The 20,827-nt window shown below is 37.6% G+C and carries 13 protein-coding genes; 9 read left to right on the top strand and 4 right to left on the bottom strand.

Features of this window, described 5'->3' with window-relative positions; all coding sequences use genetic code 11:
- Positions 1-8: 8 nt before the first annotated feature.
- Complete coding sequence (locus ACTJJG_RS01845) at positions 9-1,433, bottom strand: glutamine synthetase family protein (protein ID WP_032063246.1); 1,425 nt, start codon at positions 1,431-1,433, stop codon at positions 9-11.
- A 404-nt stretch (positions 1,434-1,837) separates the two neighbouring features.
- Between ACTJJG_RS01845 and ACTJJG_RS01840 the strand changes: the two genes are divergently transcribed.
- The gene (locus ACTJJG_RS01840; RefSeq protein ID WP_032055682.1) at positions 1,838-2,386 is read left to right on the top strand and encodes a DUF2799 domain-containing protein; all 549 of its coding nucleotides are present in this window, start codon (positions 1,838-1,840) and stop codon (positions 2,384-2,386) included.
- A 46-nt stretch (positions 2,387-2,432) separates the two neighbouring features.
- On the opposite strand, the gene coq7 is transcribed toward ACTJJG_RS01840, so the two are convergent.
- Together coq7 and ACTJJG_RS01830 are read right to left on the bottom strand one after the other, a co-directional pair.
- Complete coding sequence (gene coq7, locus ACTJJG_RS01835; RefSeq protein WP_002119684.1) at positions 2,433-3,068, bottom strand: 2-polyprenyl-3-methyl-6-methoxy-1,4-benzoquinone monooxygenase; 636 nt, start codon at positions 3,066-3,068, stop codon at positions 2,433-2,435.
- A gap of 3 nt (positions 3,069-3,071) precedes the next feature.
- Positions 3,072-4,394, bottom strand: coding sequence for an MFS transporter (locus ACTJJG_RS01830; protein WP_372552752.1), 1,323 nt, complete (start codon positions 4,392-4,394; stop codon positions 3,072-3,074).
- Between the two features lie 166 nt (positions 4,395-4,560).
- On the opposite strand from ACTJJG_RS01830, the gene ACTJJG_RS01825 reads away from it, so the two are divergent.
- The 7 genes from ACTJJG_RS01825 to ACTJJG_RS01795 all read left to right on the top strand — a co-directional run bounded on the left by ACTJJG_RS01825 (position 4,561) and on the right by ACTJJG_RS01795 (position 18,483).
- Positions 4,561-7,296 carry an autotransporter assembly complex protein TamA gene (locus tag ACTJJG_RS01825; protein WP_372552751.1) on the top strand — a complete coding sequence of 912 codons (2,736 nt, stop codon included), beginning with the start codon at positions 4,561-4,563 and terminating at the stop codon, positions 7,294-7,296.
- A gap of 26 nt (positions 7,297-7,322) precedes the next feature.
- Complete coding sequence (locus ACTJJG_RS01820) at positions 7,323-11,831, top strand: translocation/assembly module TamB domain-containing protein (protein ID WP_032055686.1); 4,509 nt, start codon at positions 7,323-7,325, stop codon at positions 11,829-11,831.
- Positions 11,832-12,091: 260 nt separating this feature from the next.
- Entirely contained in the window at positions 12,092-13,327 is a 1,236-nt protein-coding gene (locus tag ACTJJG_RS01815) for a lactonase family protein (RefSeq protein ID WP_032055688.1), read from the top strand.
- 134 nt (positions 13,328-13,461) lie between these two features.
- Positions 13,462-13,824, top strand: coding sequence for a hypothetical protein (locus tag ACTJJG_RS01810; protein ID WP_005068569.1), 363 nt, complete (start codon positions 13,462-13,464; stop codon positions 13,822-13,824).
- Between the two features lie 254 nt (positions 13,825-14,078).
- Positions 14,079-16,718, top strand: a complete 2,640-nt coding sequence (locus tag ACTJJG_RS01805) for a bifunctional aconitate hydratase 2/2-methylisocitrate dehydratase (protein WP_002119674.1) — start codon at positions 14,079-14,081, stop codon at positions 16,716-16,718.
- Between the two features lie 229 nt (positions 16,719-16,947).
- Positions 16,948-17,382, top strand: a complete 435-nt coding sequence (locus ACTJJG_RS01800) for a hypothetical protein (RefSeq protein ID WP_017385424.1) — start codon at positions 16,948-16,950, stop codon at positions 17,380-17,382.
- A 117-nt stretch (positions 17,383-17,499) separates the two neighbouring features.
- Positions 17,500-18,483, top strand: a complete 984-nt coding sequence (locus tag ACTJJG_RS01795) for an ion transporter (protein ID WP_032055694.1) — start codon at positions 17,500-17,502, stop codon at positions 18,481-18,483.
- A gap of 26 nt (positions 18,484-18,509) precedes the next feature.
- Here the strand turns inward: ACTJJG_RS01795 and ACTJJG_RS01790 are convergent, their stop codons facing one another.
- Positions 18,510-19,709, bottom strand: coding sequence for an MFS transporter (locus tag ACTJJG_RS01790; protein ID WP_032063243.1), 1,200 nt, complete (start codon positions 19,707-19,709; stop codon positions 18,510-18,512).
- A gap of 212 nt (positions 19,710-19,921) precedes the next feature.
- Here ACTJJG_RS01790 and ACTJJG_RS01785 point away from each other — a divergent pair, with 212 nt between their 5' ends.
- Positions 19,922-20,719, top strand: a complete 798-nt coding sequence (locus ACTJJG_RS01785) for a DUF4198 domain-containing protein (protein ID WP_032063242.1) — start codon at positions 19,922-19,924, stop codon at positions 20,717-20,719.
- Positions 20,720-20,827: the final 108 nt, after the last annotated feature.

Here is a 20,827-nt window from a genome sequence, read left to right as displayed (position 1 = left end):
TTTTTTATTTATATATCCCAATGTTGTTCTGCTTCGGTCATTTGACTATAAATATTTTGATATTCAGCATGTTTAACTGTGAACCAATGCTCTACAAAGTCTGCTCCTAAATATCCTTTTAAAATAAGACTTCCTTTAAATATTTTTAAGGCTTCCGGTTGGTTATTTGCTAGTAAAATGTGTTCGTCTGGAAATTTTAAAAGATGTGCTGGTTTTGGGAGCGGCAATTTATGAGATAAGCCATAAGACACACCAGCTAAAATAGTCGCTGTAACAAGATAAGGGTTACAGTCAGCTCCAGCAACACGATATTCTAAGCGTTGATTTTGTAAATCTGAGCATGGAATTCGTATTGCGACATTTCGGTTATTGGTATCCCAATTGGCTTCTAATGGCACATGATGACCAATTTTAAAACGTCTATAAGAATTAATATTAGGCGCTAAAATCGCCATAGATGCAGGCATTAACTCAATTAGGCCACTAATCGCGCTCAATAATTTGGCTGAAAGCTCATTTTTTTCTACTTCTGAGCTAAATATATTTTCATGGTATTGATTAAGTATGCTCATATGAAAATGCATGCCACTACCAGCCTTTGCTAAGTTTGGTTTCGCCATGAAACAAGCAGTTAAGTCATGTTTTCTTGCGACTTGCTTTACAATTCTTTTTAAAGCATTAATTTGATCGCAGAGTTTTAAAATGTCATGGCTGTGTTGAAGATTTAATTCGTATTGTCCAGGGGATGATTCCGCAACAATTGCGGTAATTTCAATTGATTGTAGTAAGGCTGCTTTTTCAACTTCATCTAGGACTTGTTGATAGTTATTTGGCGCATCTATATCAAAACATTGGTTTTCTGAACATGTCTCGAATTGATGCTGAGGTGAGAAAAGGTAAAACTCTAGCTCGGCAGCCATGACAGGAAAATAATTATTAGCATGTAACTGATTTAATAATTTTTTTAATATATTACGTGGTTCATAGCGACAGTCTGAACCATCTTCTTCTTGCATTGATAGGTAAAGCTGAGCATTTAATTCTGGGGATAAGGCACTTGGTTGCAAGCTGCCTAAAATGGGTAGGCAAAGTCTATCTGGTTCACCAATATATTTTCCCAAGCCTGTTTCTTCAATCACTTTTCCATCAAGGCTCATGGCATAAACAGAAAGAGGAAAATAACAGCCATTAGATAGATTTTTCAGACTCTTAACTTCAATTCGTTTGCCACGAATATGCCCGTTTAAGTCATGCAGACAAATATCAATGTGCTGAGTGTGGGGATATAAACTTAAATATTCATCAACTTCTTTCAAAAAAAGCTCTGAGTTGAAAATGTCGGTTTGTGTTGGAGGAATAAAATCATCTGATATTTTAAATGCCTTAAAAAGAGGATTTTGTAAGTTTAAGTTTGGATAAATAAGCGTACTCATTATAAAAAACCTTGGTGGTTATTTAGCTAAAATCCTAACTTAGCCTTTGAAGTTAATCTCGTAAAAAAAGAGTAAAATAATGAAAGGTTTTTCTATGGGGTTTGTTGCTTTTATTTATTAATAATCAATGTTTTGAATCTAATTTTTGCAATCAATTTTTAAAGTAAAATTAGCGTATAAGATCAGTTGGCGTATTATAAAATTCTACGGATTTCTCTTTTTTAAGTTAAACAAAGCTAAAATTTAAGCTTCTCATTTGGTGAGATGGTCAAACTGCTTTAAACTTAAATGCTTATCCAGTTAAACATTTATTTATAAATCTTGAATTGAGCAAGGCTTATATAGCACATGTACTGGAATTTTATTTTTTGCGTTTTTTAATTTTATTTTTGAGTTTTCTTAATATGAAAAATATCGGGTTAGCCATTTTAGCAATCAGCCTTTCAGGTTGTGCTGCAATGAGCGTAGAAGAATGTAAGACTGCGAATTGGTCATTAGTGGGTGAGAAAGATGGTTCAAAGGGATCTTCGCCACGTTTAGATCAATATTATAAAGCGTGTGGAAAAGCCAATATTGTTCCAGATCAAAAGTCATATGAACGTGGATATAAAGAGGGCTTAGGGTATTATTGCCAGCCATCAAATATTTTTTATAACGCTTTAGAGGGTAACGGCAATATTAATGTATGCCCAATCGAGCAGCGTAATCGTTTAATACCTTATTATCGAGCAGCTTCCGATTACTACAACGCAAAAAATGAATATGAGCGTTATGACGAAAAGTTTAAGCAATATTCTGATAATGCTTACAACGAAAAATTAAAGCCAGAAGAGCGTGAACGTTATCGTAAGCTTTTAAGAGAATTACAAATTGATCGTGACCGTATTAACAGAAACTATTGGAACTCAATTCGAGATATCGAACGTTTCAAATATGATCACGGCTTAAAATAAATATTTTAAAAAAGGATTGATCTGAATGAGATCAATCCTTTGGTTTTTAAAGATAATAACTGGTTTTTGTCATTAACTTTGAAATAGCAGTCATTGTGATTTTTACTGCATATGGTAATTCAACACCGCCTGCTTCAAGTGCAGTATGACGGTGATGCAATTCATCTTCATTCATTTGCTCTAAAATTTTACGAGAGCGTTCATCTTGAGCAGGTAACTGGTTTAAGTGATCTTGTAAATGCAGACTAACCTGACGCTCAGTTTCAGCAACAAAACCTAAGCTATATTTGTCACCAGCAATACCGGCAAGGGCACCCATGCCATATGACAATCCGTACCAGATTGGATTTAACAAACTTGTATGACTGTTTAATTCTTTTAAACGATCTTCACACCAAGCTAAATGATCTTGTTCTTCAATCGCTGCTTGTTGCATTTCTTGGCGTACATTTGGCAATTTCGCCGTTAATGCTTGCCCATGGTAAAGTGCTTGAGCACATACTTCACCACTGTGGTTAACACGCATTAAACCTGCGACATGGCGAGCATCTTCTACACCAAGTTTTGTTTCTACTGTTTCAGCTGGATTTTGACGCTGTGCTGCTGTTGCACCCGGAACAAGACTACGCAATGCCTGATCAAATGAGTTAATAAGTTGATCAATTCCAGTATAGTGGCGCATAAATTAGTCCTCTAAAGAAAGGTGGGCTGTGGCAAGCATTGGTTTTAGTCTAGCAAGAAGCCAGATACTAAAGATTGCACTAAGTACAGCTGTAATAATAAATAGTATTTTAATATCAATTTTTAAAACACTTAAGATTAAGATTGAAAAAATTGCAGAAGAAACCATAAAAACGGCATTTAGGATGTTATTCGCTGCAACAACACGTGCACGATGTGAACGTGGTGAATAAGCCTGCATCATGGCATATAGGGGAACAATATAAAAACCGCCACTAATCCCCAATAAAGTCACAGCAATCATGACATGATAGTAAACCCAGCCTTGGGTAAAAACATCTTTTAAGGTAAGTAATGCCCCAGTTCTTTCTGGTACAAAAGCTAAACTGGCAGCAAGGTAGAGCGCAAAAACAGTAAGGCCAATTGCACCAATCGGCACCATTTTAATATTAATTTCTGAACCACCAATTTTACGACAAAGAAGAGAACCCACACCAATACCGACTGAAAAGAAAGTCAGTAACAGGCTAACGACATTTTCTGATGCATGAAGGTTTTGCTGGGTAAGCTGCGGAATTTGCGTTAAATAAGTCGCGCCATAAAACCAGTACCATGAGTTGCCTAGCAAAATTGTGAATACTAACGGTAAGCTTTTAGCATATTTAATGGTTTGAAAGCTTGTACGGATAAAATTCCAGTCAATCTTTAAGTCAGGTTCAGCAACTTTTTGCGGCAAAATGAAGCGACTAAATAAATAGCCTATGCAAGCAATAGCCACTACGGTGATACTAATCCACAATAAATTACCATCTGATGAGGCAATTACGGCACCACCTAAGATCATTCCGAACAAGATCGCCATGGATGTGCCGGATTGAAACAGCGCATTACCAGACATTAACTCGTTCGGTTTTAAAATTTCAGGCAAAATTGCGTATTTAATCGGGCCGAAGAACGTCGAATGTGTACCCATCAAAAATAAAGCAAAAAGAAGTAGCCATAAGTTTCCTAACAGGAAACCTGCAGTACCGATGAGCATAATGATGATTTCTAAAATTTTAATACCACGGACGAGTTGAGATCGTTCGTATTTGTCGGCGATTTGTCCAGCTGTGGCTGAAAAAAAGAAATATGGCAGAATAAACAAGAGGGCTGCCAAATTATTAAGAGTACTTACGGGAGCAGATTGTTGCTGAATCCATCCATAAGTAATCACCAATAATAAAGCTTGCTTAAAAACGTTATCATTTAATGCGCCAAAAAACTGGGTAAAAAACATCGGTACAAACCGACGTGAGGTCATCAGGTGCTCATCTTGTTTCATCATGTGCAAACTTCATTGTGTTTTATAAAAAAATGTGACCGAGTGTTAATTTGCATCGAAAACCATGTATGATATTTTTAACGCTTGATTAAATGAAAAATCAATGGTTTTGAGTGAGTTTTACACTCACATTGGTGCGTTTTATTAAAAAATAAGTCTAGAGTTTTCTATGCCTTCTAAAATTAAGTTTAAACAGTCAACTCTCTCACATTCTATGCATTTAATTTTAAAAATGCAGGGCATTCCTAAACTTATTTGTAGCAGCTTGTTGTTAAGCGTTTGCGTAACGCCAAGTTTTGCTCAAACTTCTGTTGAGAATAGTTCATCAACAACTTTAAACCAGACAGTATCTGATGAGTCAACTGAACAATCAGCTCAGGTTAACGAGCAATATACTGCTCCAGTTACAGATATCGCTACACTTGTAACCCAAGCTCAGCAGCAACAAGATAGCTTGGCTATATTGCAACAACAAGAACAATTTCCAAATCAAATTGATGAATTTAAGCCAATTACTCTTGATAATCTTGAAGATTTACCCGACTTGCCTGTTGATCAAAACATGGCAAATGAAATTTATAGGGTAGCCGAAGAAGCTAAAAATGAAACGCAGAACTTTCAAAATGGGACTCAAAAGCAGCCTGAAGTTACTGTAAGTGATGCAACGCAGTCTGAAATACAGGAAATTAAACAGGCACCTGTAAATATTGATCAGCTTATGCAAGAGATTAAGTCTGATAGTAAGATTGTAGTTGAAGCCAATGAGACTGGAAAAACACTGCCTGAATTGACACCAGAGGCCGAAGAACCGCCTGAGCAAGTTGGTTTCTTTAAGCGTATTTTAAATAAAGTACGTCCGCCGCGTGCAATTCCGATGGAACAAGTACCGCGTATTAGCGCAGAGGTAGAAGGTGCTTCAGATGTGTTGGCTAAAAATATTAAAGGTAAGCTTTCAACATTTACCCAAGAGTCATTTGAAGACTTCAATGCTGCTTTACCTCAGCTTAGAACATTAAGTAATCAGGCTGCTCAAGCTGTTGGCTACTATAATGCTGAGTTCCGATTTGAAAAATTAAGTCCGAGTCGTGTTCGTGTCAGAGTGACACCAAATGAACCAGTACGAATTAATGAGCAAAATATTGAGTTTACCGGTCCAGGCGAAAAGCAGCCGCAATTTCAGGTTATTCGTTTAGTTCCCGATCAAGATGTGGGTGATATCTTTAACCACGGTTTATATGAAACCACTAAAAGCCGTATTGTTGATGCCGCATCTAATAATGGTTATTTTGATGCTTATTGGCGATTGCATGATGTAAAAGTAAGTCAGCCAGAAAATAAGGCCGATATCAATTTACGCTACGAGACTGGTGAGCGCTATAAATTAGACAAGGTCGAGTTTCGTATGAGTGATCCTTCGAAACCTTTGCCATTAAACCAAAATATCTTAGAAAGTATGGCGCCTTGGAAAGAGGGTGATGACTATGCCTTCTGGCGTGTAAATGTGCTCGCAAATAACCTAACCAACTCACGTTATTTCAATTACACCTTGGTTGATAGTATTAAACCAGACCCAATTGAAAAGCCACTTGAGCTACCACCAGATTTACAAGCTTTGGTGGATGAACAAAATATTGATGTTGATGAGTCTAATTTACTTTCACCAGAACAACGACAACTTGCGAAAGCACGTCAATTAGCGACATCCAATAAAGAAGTTACGCAAAACGTAGTCGATGAAAAACAGTTTGCCGGAACACAAAATGCAAAACAGGCAGAGCCTCAAACTGCGATGTTGCAAAGCGCCGCAGCTCAGCATGATGAACAGGAAACTGAACAGGATCATTTACAAGCTCAAGCACGTGAAACAAAAAGAATTCCAGTTATTGTGACTTTAAATGCTGACAAGCTAAATAGTTTGGAAACTGGTATTGGTTATGGAACCGATACGGGTGCACGTTTACGTAGTCAATATCGCCGTTCTATCGTAAATAAATATGGTCATTCATTTGATGCCAACTTGGAAGTTTCTGAAATTCGCCAATCGATTGATGGTCGATATAGTATTCCCTATAAACATCCGTTAAATGACTATTTTAATATCGTCGGCGGTTATGAGCGTGAAACACGGGATGATATCGGTCCAGATGTAAGCCTGTTAACCGAATCTGCTGTTGTGGGTGGGGAGCGCGTAATCAAACGTCCATTAGGAAATTGGCAGCATACTATTGGTGTTCGTTATCGTTTAGATCGTTTGACCCAAAAAGGTAATGTTGATATTTCTGAATTACCAGATGCTTTTAAAACAGCTGCATCTGAGCAAGAAGCATTATTGTTTAGTTATGAAACATCTAAAACCTCAAGTAATACACGTTTAAACCCAACAAAAGCTTTTAAACAAACTTATAAATTAGAATTAGGCAGTGAGAGTTTACTGTCTGATGCCAATATGGCGATTGCGAGTGCAGGCTGGAGATTTATTTATTCTCTAGGTAAAAATGATGATCACCAATTTGTTGGAAGATCTGACCTTAGTTATATTTTTACAGATGACTTTGACAAAGTTCCATACAATCTTAGATTCTTTACGGGTGGTGACCAAACGATTCGTGGATTTGACTATAAAAGTCTTTCTCCAGAAGTAGATGGATATAAAATTGGGGGCCAAGCTTTAGCTGTAGGTTCTTTAGAATATAACTATCAGTTCAAAGATGGATGGCGAGCAGCTGTTTTCTCTGACTTTGGTAATGCTTACGATAAAGATTTCAGTAATCCAGCAGCTTATAGTGTTGGGGTCGGAATTCGCTGGAAGTCTCCAATTGGGCCAATCCGTTTAGATGTCGCTTCGGGTATTTCAGATGAGAACCATCCGATTCGTTTACATTTCTTTATAGGCCCACAACTTTAAAAATAAAATTTTATTAGGTTTATTTTATGGCGGAAGTAGAACAGCAGCCCACTTCGGCACCAAGCTCTCCTAAGAAGAAGCGTCGCATTTTGCGTAGCTTCTTGCTGACGATATTGATCATATTGTTATTATTGGCTTCTTCGTTAGTCATCATGATGTCAACGGATCGCGGAAGCCGTTTTTTATTAGATCGGGTTTTAGAAGCTCAGAAAATAATTAAATATGAATACGAAGGCGGCAACTTATTGCGAGGCATTATTCTCAAAAATGTGTTGGTGCAATTAAAAGACGTTGATGTTTCATTAGATCGAGCTGATGTAGGCTTAGGATGGCGTTCTTTATTATTAGAAAAAGAAGTGCATTTAAGCCATGCAGATGTACGCAACTTACGTATTATTAATAAAACTCCGCCTTCTGGTAAACCGTTTGAATTTAAACCAATCAAGTTACCCTTTGTTTTACGCGTAGATGAAGGTGATGTTGATCATTTAGAAATTAAGTTGGCAACCTCAGATGTAAGTTTTCATGACGTTCATTTGCAGGATGCACTTTGGTCAGAGACCAAACTGGAATTTGAAAAATCTAGTATGGATATGGGCTATCTTTCAGTCCATAACGCAACAGGTAAAATGGATTTCAGTGGTAAATATCCATTAGATGCCACAGCAGATTTAAGAATCCCATCTTTAAAAAGTCTAAATATTCAAAATATTAAAGTGGCTGCTCGGGGAAGTTTAGATACTATAAAAGCTGGGGTTGCAACAACCACTCCCGATCTATTAACAGGTTGGGTAATATTGCATCCGGTTCGCGATGAAGTTCCAATGCAAGGTGAACTATTATTAAAAAACTATCATTTACCTTTGCTACAAGAACAAAAACTATTTGCAAAAAATGGTGTGATTAAGTTTCAAGGTGATATTAAACAGCTTAATTTGGCACTTGATACAGATTTAAAGGGTGAGAATTTACCTGAAGGTCAGTACAACGCTTTAATGAATACTGATTTAGTTCATCAGCTTAATATTACCGATTTTAATGGCCAAGTTATGAAAGGTGCCGTTAATCTGAAAGGTCTGGTGAATTGGAAAGATCATGTGACTTGGGACATCAAAGGTCGTTTAGATCGCATTAATCCTAAAGACAAAGCGATTCCTCAGGTGGTTCAAGACTTCTTACCGCCAAGTTTAGATGCTGCTATTGCTTCAACTGGTTCTTTGGAAAAAGGCACAGAAGTATTTGCTAACGTTGATTTTGACCGTTATGAGTCTTGGAAACTCAAGCTTAATCAGGCGCCTGAAAAAAATAATAAACCTCAACCAATGCTCATGAATGTGGCGTGGGCGAATATAGACCGTGCAATGCCTTATATTGGATGGTTAAGTAGTGATAATGGTCAAGTCGATTTAACATTACGTGACGGTCAACAAGATATTAAGGTTGCTACAAAAGTATATCAGCATGAAAAAACTTTATTGCCAGCAGGACAATATCTAGCCAACCTGAATGTTAAAGATAATATCTTAAATGTGCCTAATTTTAGTTTTGCTGCTGAAAAAGGTAGCTTAACAGGTCAGGCTAAAGTTTTATTACCTACTGAAAAACGTCAGCTGGCTTGGAATGCTTTATTAAATGCAAAAGATTTTAATCCGCAAAGTATTCATGCAGCAGCGCCGGTCAATTTATTAAACGGTTCGATTAAGGCAAATGGTTTCGCTAAACCAAACCAGCAAATTATTCAGTTTGAGAAAATTGATTTAACTGGTCGATTAGCTCAAGCAGGTCAAGAAACTGTAAGTTTAGGTGGAAAAAGTACAGCAGCATTATTATTTCATGATGTTAAAGCTGGTGGCGGCTTTAAAGGCTTTGCGGTTAATTATGACGGGTCTTTAAAAGCCTTAAAACAGGCAAATGGTTTGTTGAAGTTTTCTATAGCGGGCACGCCAGATTTTATTCGAATTAGCCAGTTACAACATGATGGGGTGGCTGGAAAAATCTATGCTACTGGTTCTGTCAATTTAAAAGACCGCATTGCATGGGATATTAATAGTTCATTAGTACGCTTTAAGCCTCAATATTTTGCCTCAACTGTTAAAGGTGAAATTTCAGGAAACCTGAAAACTCAAGGGGTTTGGTCTGATCACTTGAAGCGAATTAATATTCAGCAATTGAATCTTGCAGGCTTTTTAAATAATAAACCTGTTCGGGGTAAGGGTAATCTATCTCTATTGATGGATTCCAATCAAAATGGCTTTTTACCTCAGCAATTTGAAGCGAATAACTTATTTTTAGTGTATGGACAGAACCAGTTACAAGCTACTGGCAATGCACAAAATCTAAAAATTAAGCTGAATGCGCCAGCACTCTACGAGTTATATCCAGGACTGCGCGGACGAGCTTATGGTGATTTGAATGTTCAATCACAACCACGTTTAAAAGCAACAGCCAATATTGCCGTAGATAATTTTGCTTTTAATACACTTGTAAGTGTGAAGAGATTGAGTATTCAGGGTGAGCTTCCAACATCGGAAACAACACCGACTCAATTAACCGCAAAATTAAATAATCTGCGTAGCGGAAATAGAGAAATCCAGTCTGCTGAAGTGAATTTGACAGGAACAAGAAAAGCACATTTATTGAAAGTACTTGGCAATAATAGTGTTTCCAAGTTCTATGTTCAGTTGGCAGGTGGATTTAATCAAAAGAATGATTGGTTAGGTCAAATCCAAAAAGGAAGTTTTGATTCACGACGAATTCGTCTGGCACAAAATCAAAATGCTCCAGTAATTTTTTCTTCAGCGAAATCTGAGCTATATGTGGGTCAACATTGCTGGCAAAGTACCAATAGTCAACTATGTTTTGATCAGCCGGTACGAGTGAGTAAAGCACGAGGTAATGTTTCTTTTGTAACTCAGAACATGGATTTAAGTGACTTCGCAGCATTTATGCCAGAAGGCTTAGCGATGACCGGACAATTAAATGGTTACGCCAAGGCATCGTGGGTAAATGGTGGTAATCCAAAACTTGATGCACGTTTAATTACGCGTAAAGGTGAAATCGGTTTAGCTGCTGAAGATCCGCAAGACCCTGCGACTACTCTGGCTTATGATGAGTTAGGCGTGATTGCAAAAAGTGTATCAGAGGGACTGTTATTCCGAGTTGATGTGAAAACACCAGATATTGGTACGGGTTACGCGAACGTTATTATCAACCCATTCCAGTCTTCAATGCCAATGCATGGTGAAGTGGCCTTTAATGATGTTCAATTAAAAGTCTTGAAACCATTTATTCAAGATGTTCGCTCAATGAGTGGAACGTTAGCCTTGGCTGGTAAAGTCAACGGTACATTAACTCAACCTCAGTTTACTGGTGAAATGCGTCTGAAAAATGGTGCGATTAGCATGATTTCTTTGCCAGTAAATCTAACCAATGTGCAGGTATATTCATCAATTCGTCAGGATATGGCAACAATTGATGGAGCATTTAATAGTGGGCAAGGTGTAGGCTTGCTTAAAGGTAGTTTTGAGTGGAAAGATGCGCCACGTCTTCAATTAAATCTGAAAGGTGATAATTTACTGGTACGTCAAGCGCCATTAATTACCGCAATTGCCAACCCGAATCTGACACTTGATATGTATCCTTTTGATAAGCGGTTAAGTTTAAAAGGATCTGTAGATGTTCCTCGTGCACGTATTTCAATGCCAGAAACGACTGCTCCAATTATTAATACTTCATCAGATGTTCGCATCGTGCGCCAAGGTCAAGACCCACTTGCAATTTTACGGGCCGCTAAACCTTGGGATATTCGAGCTGATATTTCTGTTAATATTGGAAAACAAGTTATCTTCCAAGGCTTTAACAGTAATATTCCATTAGTTGGTCGTCTAAACTTAAGCCAACGTGGTTATGAAACTGCAATGAGAGCTAATGGGGCGATTGGTGTCAGCCAAAAAGTGAAAATTGAAGCTTATGGACAAAGTCTAGACTTGAACCGAGCAATTGCCCGTTTTAATGGACCATTGGCTAACCCGACTTTAGATATCGATGCGAACAAAAATGTTCAGGGAAGCATGGTTGGCGTACGTGTTACAGGTACTGCGACATCACCAAACATTCAGGTCTATAACGATGCAGGCTTATCTGAGCAAGAAGCATTGAATGCGCTTGTGACTGGTCGTATTAATGAAGGTTCGAGTGGCTTGAGTAATGCAGAAGGTTTTAAATCTGATGTAAACAACACCATTGCAGCTGCAGGTATTAGTATGGGCTTGGGTGGTACACGTGCTTTAACTAACCAGATTGGACGTACGTTTGGTTTGAGCGGCCTAGCTTTAGATGCACAAGGTACAGGTGATGATACGCAAGTGAGTTTAACGGGTTATATCACACCAGATCTGTTTATTCGCTATGGTGTTGGGGTGTTTACTCCTGTAAATAAACTTACTTTACGTTATCAAATGAATCGACGTTTATACTTAGAAGCAAGTCAGTCTTTAGAAAGAGCGATCGACTTATTCTACAATTGGCGCTTTTAGTTGATTGAAACCAATAATGAATGAATTAAAAGCTCACTATTGTGGGCTTTTAATTTAATAACATTTAAAAAAGTTTAGTATTTATGATTTAAAGTATCGCTTCTCTTAAGAGTAAAGAAGCCTTGGATAGGTATTGATTAAAGAAAATTCACTTGAAAATTGCTGTTTTATAAATTAGTTTTCAGAAACATTAAATGAAATTAGATTGATATACCTTGTTGATAAATGCAAATAAGGTGGGTTTTTTCAAGGATATAGTAGTGAATATAGATACTTATGTTGAAATTAAAAATGGCAAGGAAAACGATATCAACGTTAAATATCGTGGCCTAATTCAAAAATTAACAGCAACATTGTCATTGACGCTTTTGTCATTTGGATGGTGCTCCACCGTAAATGCTGCACAACAACAAATTGCTTTAGTAGGTACATGGACATCAATTCCTAATGCACCGCTTGCGCAAAAACCAAAACAAGCCAGTGAAGGCTTATACCAGCTTCACGTGAATAAGGATGGAACTTTAACTCCCGTTAAAGTGTTGAAAATGAAAAGTCCTTCTTGGATTGTGAAATCGAAAGATGGCCGTTTTGCATATACCACTAATGAAGAAAACGAAGGTGCGGTGACCGCATTATCTATTCAAAATGGAAAGGTGGAAGTGTTGAACACAGTGGATAGTCATGGTGGACATCCAACACATGCAACAATTAGTTTAGATGGTAAGTTCCTGTTTGTGTCGAACTATTCAGCGTTCGATAAAGGCCGTGGTGGTGTGGCTGTTTTGCCAATTTTACCAAATGGCCATTTGGGTGAAAAAGTACAAAATATTGTTTTTGAGGAAGGTTCTGGCCACGTCAAAGGCCGCCAAGAAAGTGGACATGCTCATTCCACAACTTTTAGTCCGGATGGTAAGTATTTATATGCTAGTGATCTTGGAAATGACAAAGTCTATGCATTTCGTTATAACCCGAACAAGGCTCAGCCACTTGAAGCGGATACCAACCGCGATGTAACTTTTACACATGGTTCTGGCCCGCGTCATATGGTCTTTTCACCCAATGGCAAACATGCATATGTTACCGCAGAAATGCGAAGTGAAATTGTGACATTTAACGTGCAAGATGGTCATTTGAAAAAAGTGGCCGAGCTAAAACTAATCCACGAGGACAAAACACCTGAATTTAAGAGTGCGAGTGGAATTATCCTTAGCCCAAATGGTAAATATGTGATTGCTGCCAATCGAGGTGCAGACAACAAACTTTTAGTATTTAAAATCCAACAGAATGGATTGCTAGCTAAGCCAGTTGTTTATAAAGCGAATGGTATTGAACCTCGTGCATTCTCATTTGATGCATCTGGTAAGTATCTATATGTAACCAATGTTTATAGTAACAATATTAGTTTATTCCGTTTTGATGCAAAAAATGGCACCTTAAAACCAGCTGGCGATGCAGCAAAAATATCAACACCTACGGATATTAAATTCTTTAATTAATCCAAAACATGAAACTGACCTTTCTAGTACTTAATACAAAAGACCGAGATTTTGTTATCTCGGTTTTTTATAGCAGTTTTGGCAAAAACGATGATTTTCCGTATGATATGGGCAGCAATAATTAGTGTAGTGAAATGATGAAAAAGATTTTATTGATTGCAATGAGTTTGCTCTTTGTTGGTTGTTCGGAAAAGAAACCATTAACACCAGAAGAGCAGTGGCATGGCTTTTGTACTAGCGTAGGAAATGCTGCAAGAAGTATTGTTTTTGATCGTCAGCAAGCAATTGAAAAAACTCAGGCAGTTGAGCATGCAAATAAGATTGAAGATGAGATAACTAAAAAATTCATTCTTAATATTATTGAAAAAGTTTATGCAATTCCAAAAGAAGAACTGACAAAAGATCCTCAAGCAATCCAAGAAAAAGTTAGAAAGCAAATGATGGATGAATGTTTGGCAACACCTCATGACAAAATGCCAAAATATAAATCATTCTAATTGTGGATGAGGTTATTGAATTTTCATCCGGCTAAAGCTCTTTTTGCTTAAAAATAGCTCAAATCCGCCTAATATGCTCATTATTTAGACACAGGTATTTAGATACAAAATAATGGGCATCACGGAGAAACACCCCGCGCTCATTAACTTTTACCTTGAACTCTAGTAAACTTTTGTAGTCCATATTACTTGTGAAGCTTTTAAGAAAGCTGGAATTTGCAAGTAATTTTTCAAAAAAAAGAGGAATGAACACCGTGCTAGAAGCTTACCGCCAACACGTTGAAGAACGTGCCGCACTCGGAGTCCCACCGAAGCCACTTGATGACGCTCAAACAGCTCAGCTTGTTGAACTATTAAAAAATCCACCAGCAGGCGAAGAAGCGTTCTTGGTAGATTTGCTTGAAAACCGTGTTCCTGCAGGTGTTGACCAAGCAGCTTACGTAAAGGCAGCATTCTTGGCAGCGATTGCAAAAGGCGAAGCAACTTCACCACTCGTTTCTAAAGAACGTGCAGTTTACTTACTTGGCACTATGCTAGGTGGTTATAACGTAGCACCACTTGTTGAACTTCTTGACAATGCCGAACTTGCAGGCTTAGCTGCTGAAGCATTAAAGAAAACTCTTCTTGTATTTGATGCATTCCATGATGTAGCAGATAAAGCAAAAGCTGGTAATGCAGCTGCTAAAGCTGTTTTACAATCTTGGGCTGAAGCAGAATGGTTCACTAGCCGTCCTGACGTTCCAGAAGAAATCAAAATCACTGTGTTCAAAGTAACTGGTGAAACAAATACTGATGACTTGTCTCCAGCTCAAGATGCTTGGAGCCGTCCAGACATTCCATTACACGCAAATGCAATGTTGAAAAACGAGCGTGATGGTATCAACCCTGAAAAACCAGGTGAAGTTGGTCCATTAAGCCAAATTAAAGAACTTATCGCTAAAGGCAATCAAGTTGCTTACGTTGGTGACGTTGTTGGTACAGGTTCAAGCCGTAAGTCTGCAACTAACTCTGTTCTTTGGTTCTTTGGTGATGAACTTCCACACATTCCAAACAAAAAAGACGGTGGTGTGTGCTTAGGTTCTAAGATCGCTCCAATTTTCTTCAATACTATGGAAGATGCAGGTGCATTACCTGTAGAAATCGACGTTGCTAATATGAACATGGGCGACGAAGTAGTATTGAAAATTGACCATGCTGCTGCAAAAGTAACTGCTTTTAAAGATGGCGTGCAAATCTCTGAAGCAGATCTTAAAACTCCAGTACTTTTAGACGAAGTACGTGCTGGTGGTCGTATTAACTTGATCATTGGTCGTGGTTTAACTGCTAAAGCACGTGAAGAATTAGGTCTTGCACCTTCTACATTATTCCGTACTCCAGTACAACCTGCTGACACTGGCAAAGGCTTCACACAAGCTCAAAAAATGGTTGGCCGCGCATGTGGTTTACCAGAAGGTCAAGGTATCCGTCCAGGAACTTACTGTGAACCTAAAATGACTACAGTTGGTTCTCAAGATACAACAGGTCCAATGACTCGTGACGAGTTAAAAGACTTAGCATGCTTGGGCTTCTCATCTGACTTAGTGATGCAGTCTTTCTGTCACACTGCTGCGTATCCAAAACCAGTTGACGTAACAACTCACCATACATTACCTGACTTCATCATGAACCGTGGTGGTGTATCTTTACGTCCAGGTGACGGTATTATCCACTCTTGGTTAAACCGTATGTTACTTCCAGATACAGTAGGTACTGGTGGTGACTCACATACTCGTTTCCCAATCGGTATTTCATTCCCAGCGGGTTCTGGTCTTGTTGCGTTCGCAGCAGCAACTGGTGTTATGCCACTTGATATGCCTGAATCTGTACTTGTTAAGTTTAAAGGTAAAATGCAACCTGGTATCACTTTACGTGACCTTGTACATGCAATTCCTTACTACGCAATTCAAGCGGGTGATTTAACTGTAGAGAAGAAAGGTAAGAAAAATATCTTCTCTGGTCGTATCCTTGAGATCGATTTATCAGAAATGGAAAATGACTTGACTGTTGAGCAAGCATTCGAACTTTCTGATGCGTCAGCTGAACGTTCTGCTGCTGGCTGTTCAATCACACTTTCTGAAGAGAAAGTTGCTGAATACCTACGTTCTAACATCACGATGTTGAAGTGGATGATCGCAGAAGGTTATGGCGATGCACGTACACTTGCGCGTCGTGCTGAAAACATGCAGAAGTGGTTAGATAACCCAAGCTTGTTAAAAGCTGATGCTGATGCTGAATACTTAAAAGTTTACGAAATCGATCTAGCTGACATCAAAGAACCAATTCTTTGCTGCCCGAACGATCCAGATGACGCGAAACTTCTTTCTGACGTTCAAGGCGATAAGATTGATGAAGTATTCATCGGTTCTTGTATGACTAACATCGGTCACTTCCGTGCAGCTGGTCAGTTACTTGACAAAGTACCTGGTGGTTCATTGTCTACTCGTTTATGGTTGGCTCCACCAACTCGTATGGACGAGCACCAATTAATGGAAGAAGGCTTGTATAACATTTATGGCCGTGCTGGTGCACGTACAGAGATGCCGGGCTGTTCATTATGTATGGGTAACCAAGCACGTGTAGCGCCGAACACAACTTGTGTATCGACTTCTACTCGTAACTTCCCGAACCGTTTAGGTCAAGGCGCAAACGTTTACTTAGCGTCTGCTGAGCTTGCATCTGTAGCTGCGGTTCTTGGTAAATTACCAAGCCCAGAAGAATATCAACAGTACGCGTCGCAAATCGACAGCGCTTCTGCTGACATCTACAAATACTTAAACTTCGACAAGATGAGCGAATATACTAAAGAAGCTGATCAAGTTGATACTAAGAAAATCCAAGCTGCTCAATTGACTTAATACGTCGATTTAGTACAAAAAAGGAGCTGATTATTCAGCTCCTTTTTATTTTAAATGAGACTTTGTACATTATTAGACTTAGAAAATAATAAATAGATCAAATTTTATTTAATGAAAATGTAAAAATAAATATTACTCTAGATATTAAATTGATTTTTGTTTTAAAATATTTGAACGAACTTGAAAATAATTAAAAAAAATATGAGTATTTTATATAGGGAACTTAAGAATGCTAAAGACAATTGTTGAATTTAAATTTGATGATTATCAATTATATGACCAAAAAACTTATGCTGATGAAGGTAGTATTTTAGTTCAAAAAACTGAAGATATTGCACAATATATTTTTAGTATATTAAAGAATAGATATCATTTAAATGTAGAGTTATATAGTGAAAGCTGGGGGTGGGAAATTGAGATTCCCTTAGCTGAAATAACGATGTATCTCGGAATTAGTGTTTATGAAGAATATAGTAATGGATTCGCAATTTTTATTTCTCCAAATACTCCGATTTTAAGAAAATTTCTATTTAGAAAAATTGATATTACTCATCATATTATGGTGTTGCAAAATTATATAAATATTATCTTAAAATCGCATCCAGGCATCTATGATGTGATGTGGTGGGAAGAGAATGAATTTCGATGTGTAGCCACGAATTGATGAAAAAAAATTAAGGCTCAAATATTGGGGTAAGTAAAACAAAAATTGTTAAAGACTATATTGGTGAATAGAGGCGATGAGCTTACTATATCTACAATATTAAGTGGTCAGATCAATATGCATAATTCAGCTTGGAAGGGATTACGTAAGTTTTTTTATAATAATCTTCACAACCATGACTATGAAACGACGGTAAGTAAATGCATTAACTATTTTTTAGTTATTTTAATTATTGGTAACGTCGCTGCTGTTTTATTAGAAACAGTAAATGATTTGTACTCAAATTATCGTATTTGGTTTGACTACTTTGAGAATATTTCAATCGCAATTTTTAGTATTGAGTATTTATTAAGGTTGTGGAGTGTTGCAGATCGAGATACGACACAATCCGCATGGAAAACTCGCTTGAATTGGATGAAAAGTGGGGAAGCAATTATTGATTTGATGGCAATTTTGCCAGCTTACCTGAATTTCTTTGTACGAATCGATCTTCGTATGCTTCGGATTTTACGTCTACTTCGTTTATTAAAATTAACACGCTATTTCATCTCACTACAGATATTGTTATGTGTGATTAAACGCGAGAAGGGATCTTTTCAAGCAGTTATCTTTATTTTAATTATCATGATTATTATGACTGCTTCTGGAATTTATGTGGTTGAAAACAAAGCTCAGCCAGAAGCTTTTAGTTCAATACCTAAATCTATGTGGTGGGCAGTGGTTACCTTAACTACAGTGGGGTATGGCGATGTCACTCCTGTAACTAGCCTAGGAAAGTTATTAGGGGCGCTTATTACTATTTTAGGTGTGGGTATTGCAGCATTGCCTGCTGGTATTTTGGCGTCTGGACTTGCAAATGAGCTTAATCAACGGAATCAGAGACTAGAGCAAGAGTTTCGTGAGCTACTTCAAGCACGAGGTATTGATATTTTACATAATGAAATTGAAATAGAGCGGATCCGTCAAAAAGTAGGATTGCCAAAAGAGCAAGCGCATAACCTGATTATTCAAATTATGCGTGAAAAAGTATTAGAGGAAGAAGAGTCTGTTCGAGAGAAAAAATGTTATTGCCCGCACTGTGGTGGAAAGCTAACTGATTAGAAGTAATAAGTTAGCCTTTTCTTTAATTAAGCTTTTTTGTTAGCTTTTTCTACTGCAAATGCGATAAGTAAAATAATCAGACCGCCAAGGCTTAAAACAAAACCTACCCAGATTGGAGCGATCCAACCCATTTGGTGGCTGAGTACCCAGCCCCCTAAAAATGCACCTAATGCATTGGCCATATTAAAGGCAGAGTGGTTGAGTGAGGCAGCTAAAGTTTGGGCATCACCTGCAACATCCATTAGACGAGTTTGTAATGCTCCGCCTAATCCCATTACCGTGAGACCAATTAAAAATAAAGATGCGATGGCAGTATAGATATTACTCATTAAAAAACTAGCGACAACAAAAGCGATAGCTGAGCTAATTAATACACCCACTATAGTTTTGTTGAGGTTCTTATCTGCAAGCCATCCTGCCGCTAAACCACCAATAACCATACCTATACCCCAGATAGCTAAAGCGATAGGAACGATTTGGATATTAACTTTTGTATATTCAGTCAAAATTGGTGAGACATAGCTATAAACTGAAAACATGCCTCCAAAACCGATTGCACCCACTGCTAGTGTTAACCACATGTTGATATTTTTAAGGCCAGCTAATTCAGTTTTTATACTGGCAGTAGCTTGAACTGGGATATTGGGTACAAAGAAACCTACAGCAATTAAAGTGACGAAAGCAATAGTTGCTGAAAACTCAAAACCAGCTCTCCAACCAAAGTTTTGGCCTAACCAAGTTGCTAAAGGAACTCCAATTACAGTTGCGACTGTAAGCCCCATCATCATTTGGGCAACCGCAGAAGCTCTTCTTGATGGACCCGCTAGTTCAGCTGCAACTAATGCACCGACTCCAAAATATGCTCCGTGTGGTAAACCTGCAATGAAACGTGAGATTAAAACAGTTTCAGGTGTATGAGCTAAAGCAGTAAAGGCATTCGCAACACCATAAAAAAGCATTAAGCCGAGCAATAAAGTTTTCCTAGGTACTTTAGCTCCAAGAATTGCGATGATAGGAGCACCAATAACTACACCCAATGCATAGGCACTAATAAAGTGACCAGCTTCAGGTACTGTAATATTTAAATTATTTGCAATTTCCTGAATCAGTCCCATTGCGACGAATTCAGTGGTTCCAATACAAAAACCACCTACAGCGAGTGAGAAAATTGCTAAAAAGAGAGAGTAATGTTGAGGTGTGGAAAGAGGAGATTGCGGGGACGCCATAATAAGTTGAAGCAAGACTCAAAAAGAGAAGTATAAGGGAAAAGAGAACAGAATAATAAAAAACTAAAATATTGAGGGGAAAGTTTGCGTATTTCTTTTTTAGTAAAATTAAATTTATTAATGATAATAAGAATTATTTTTATTTGTGTATACTGTATCCGCTTATATTTTGTCTGAAATTTTAACTTTGCGTATAACAGGATTTTGTAATAATGAATAGATTTCTAATGATGTCACTTGCATTGATATCTACAACAGGCTTTGCTCATGAACCTTATGTAGCTCCTGTAGCTTATAAAACTGAACAAACTCAAGTACCCGTAATTGCTGGTTATGCGGAAGAAGCATTAAATAGTGAATATGCTTTAAAGGATGCTAAGCTTACTGTAATTACACCTAAAAATGAGCTTAAAACCGTCAATTCAGAAGCCCTGAATAAGTCTGCTACTGTTTTTGATGTAGATCTACCTGAAGAAGGCACATACATTGTTCAAACTCAGGCAAATTATCCTTTGAAATATGTATACGACCAAAAAGCATGGCATTTATTTTTTGATATGCCAGCTGATAAAGCTCCACCGAAAGCAGAGCGTGAATATTTGATTCCGACTGACCTTAAAACAAAAACAATTAAAACAGAACAAGTAACACGTGAGTGGATATTGCAGAGTTATCTTTCTAAAGGAAAAGTTTCAGATATTCAACTTCCGAATACACCGATTAAAGTTAGTTTCTCTGTACATCCTAACCAGATTAAAGCTGTTCAACCTGTTAAATTAACCATAACTGAAAAAGGGCAACCTTTAGCTTATGCTGAAGTGAATTTAAGAGAAAAGGGTGCAACTGAGAAGCAAGCGCAGCAGTTTAAGGCAGGAAGCAACGGTCAAGTTGAGCTTACGTTTCCAAAAGCTGGAGAGTATTTAGTAGAAGTAACAGCTCCTCTAAATTTGAAATTAAAACCTAAAGATCAGAGCTATACGATTATTAGCTTAAATGTTTTAGCACAATAGTTTTTAGTGTTTTAAAAAAATAGGCCTTTATTAGGCCTATTTTTGTCTTATAGTTTTTAACTACTTTAAAAAATTTTTATAAAATCGTTTTAATTTTCCTTCATTTTT

The sequence above is a fragment of the Acinetobacter sp. 22512 genome, from assembly GCF_052044755.1.
GTDB classification, from domain to species: domain Bacteria; phylum Pseudomonadota; class Gammaproteobacteria; order Pseudomonadales; family Moraxellaceae; genus Acinetobacter; species Acinetobacter pittii.
Note: the sequence above shows the minus strand (reverse complement) of the source record. Positions and strands in the feature narration are given on the sequence as shown.

Coding starts and splice junctions, on each gene's coding strand:
- ACTJJG_RS01845 (WP_032063246.1), bottom strand. CDS start 1,433: ATGAGTACGCTTATTTATCCAAACTTAAACTTACAAAATCCTCTTTTT.
- ACTJJG_RS01840 (WP_032055682.1), top strand. CDS start 1,838: ATGAAAAATATCGGGTTAGCCATTTTAGCAATCAGCCTTTCAGGTTGT.
- coq7 (WP_002119684.1), bottom strand. CDS start 3,068: ATGCGCCACTATACTGGAATTGATCAACTTATTAACTCATTTGATCAG.
- ACTJJG_RS01830 (WP_372552752.1), bottom strand. CDS start 4,394: ATGATGAAACAAGATGAGCACCTGATGACCTCACGTCGGTTTGTACCG.
- ACTJJG_RS01825 (WP_372552751.1), top strand. CDS start 4,561: ATGCCTTCTAAAATTAAGTTTAAACAGTCAACTCTCTCACATTCTATG.
- ACTJJG_RS01820 (WP_032055686.1), top strand. CDS start 7,323: ATGGCGGAAGTAGAACAGCAGCCCACTTCGGCACCAAGCTCTCCTAAG.
- ACTJJG_RS01810 (WP_005068569.1), top strand. CDS start 13,462: ATGATGAAAAAGATTTTATTGATTGCAATGAGTTTGCTCTTTGTTGGT.
- ACTJJG_RS01800 (WP_017385424.1), top strand. CDS start 16,948: ATGCTAAAGACAATTGTTGAATTTAAATTTGATGATTATCAATTATAT.
- ACTJJG_RS01795 (WP_032055694.1), top strand. CDS start 17,500: ATGCATAATTCAGCTTGGAAGGGATTACGTAAGTTTTTTTATAATAAT.
- ACTJJG_RS01790 (WP_032063243.1), bottom strand. CDS start 19,709: ATGGCGTCCCCGCAATCTCCTCTTTCCACACCTCAACATTACTCTCTC.
- ACTJJG_RS01785 (WP_032063242.1), top strand. CDS start 19,922: ATGAATAGATTTCTAATGATGTCACTTGCATTGATATCTACAACAGGC.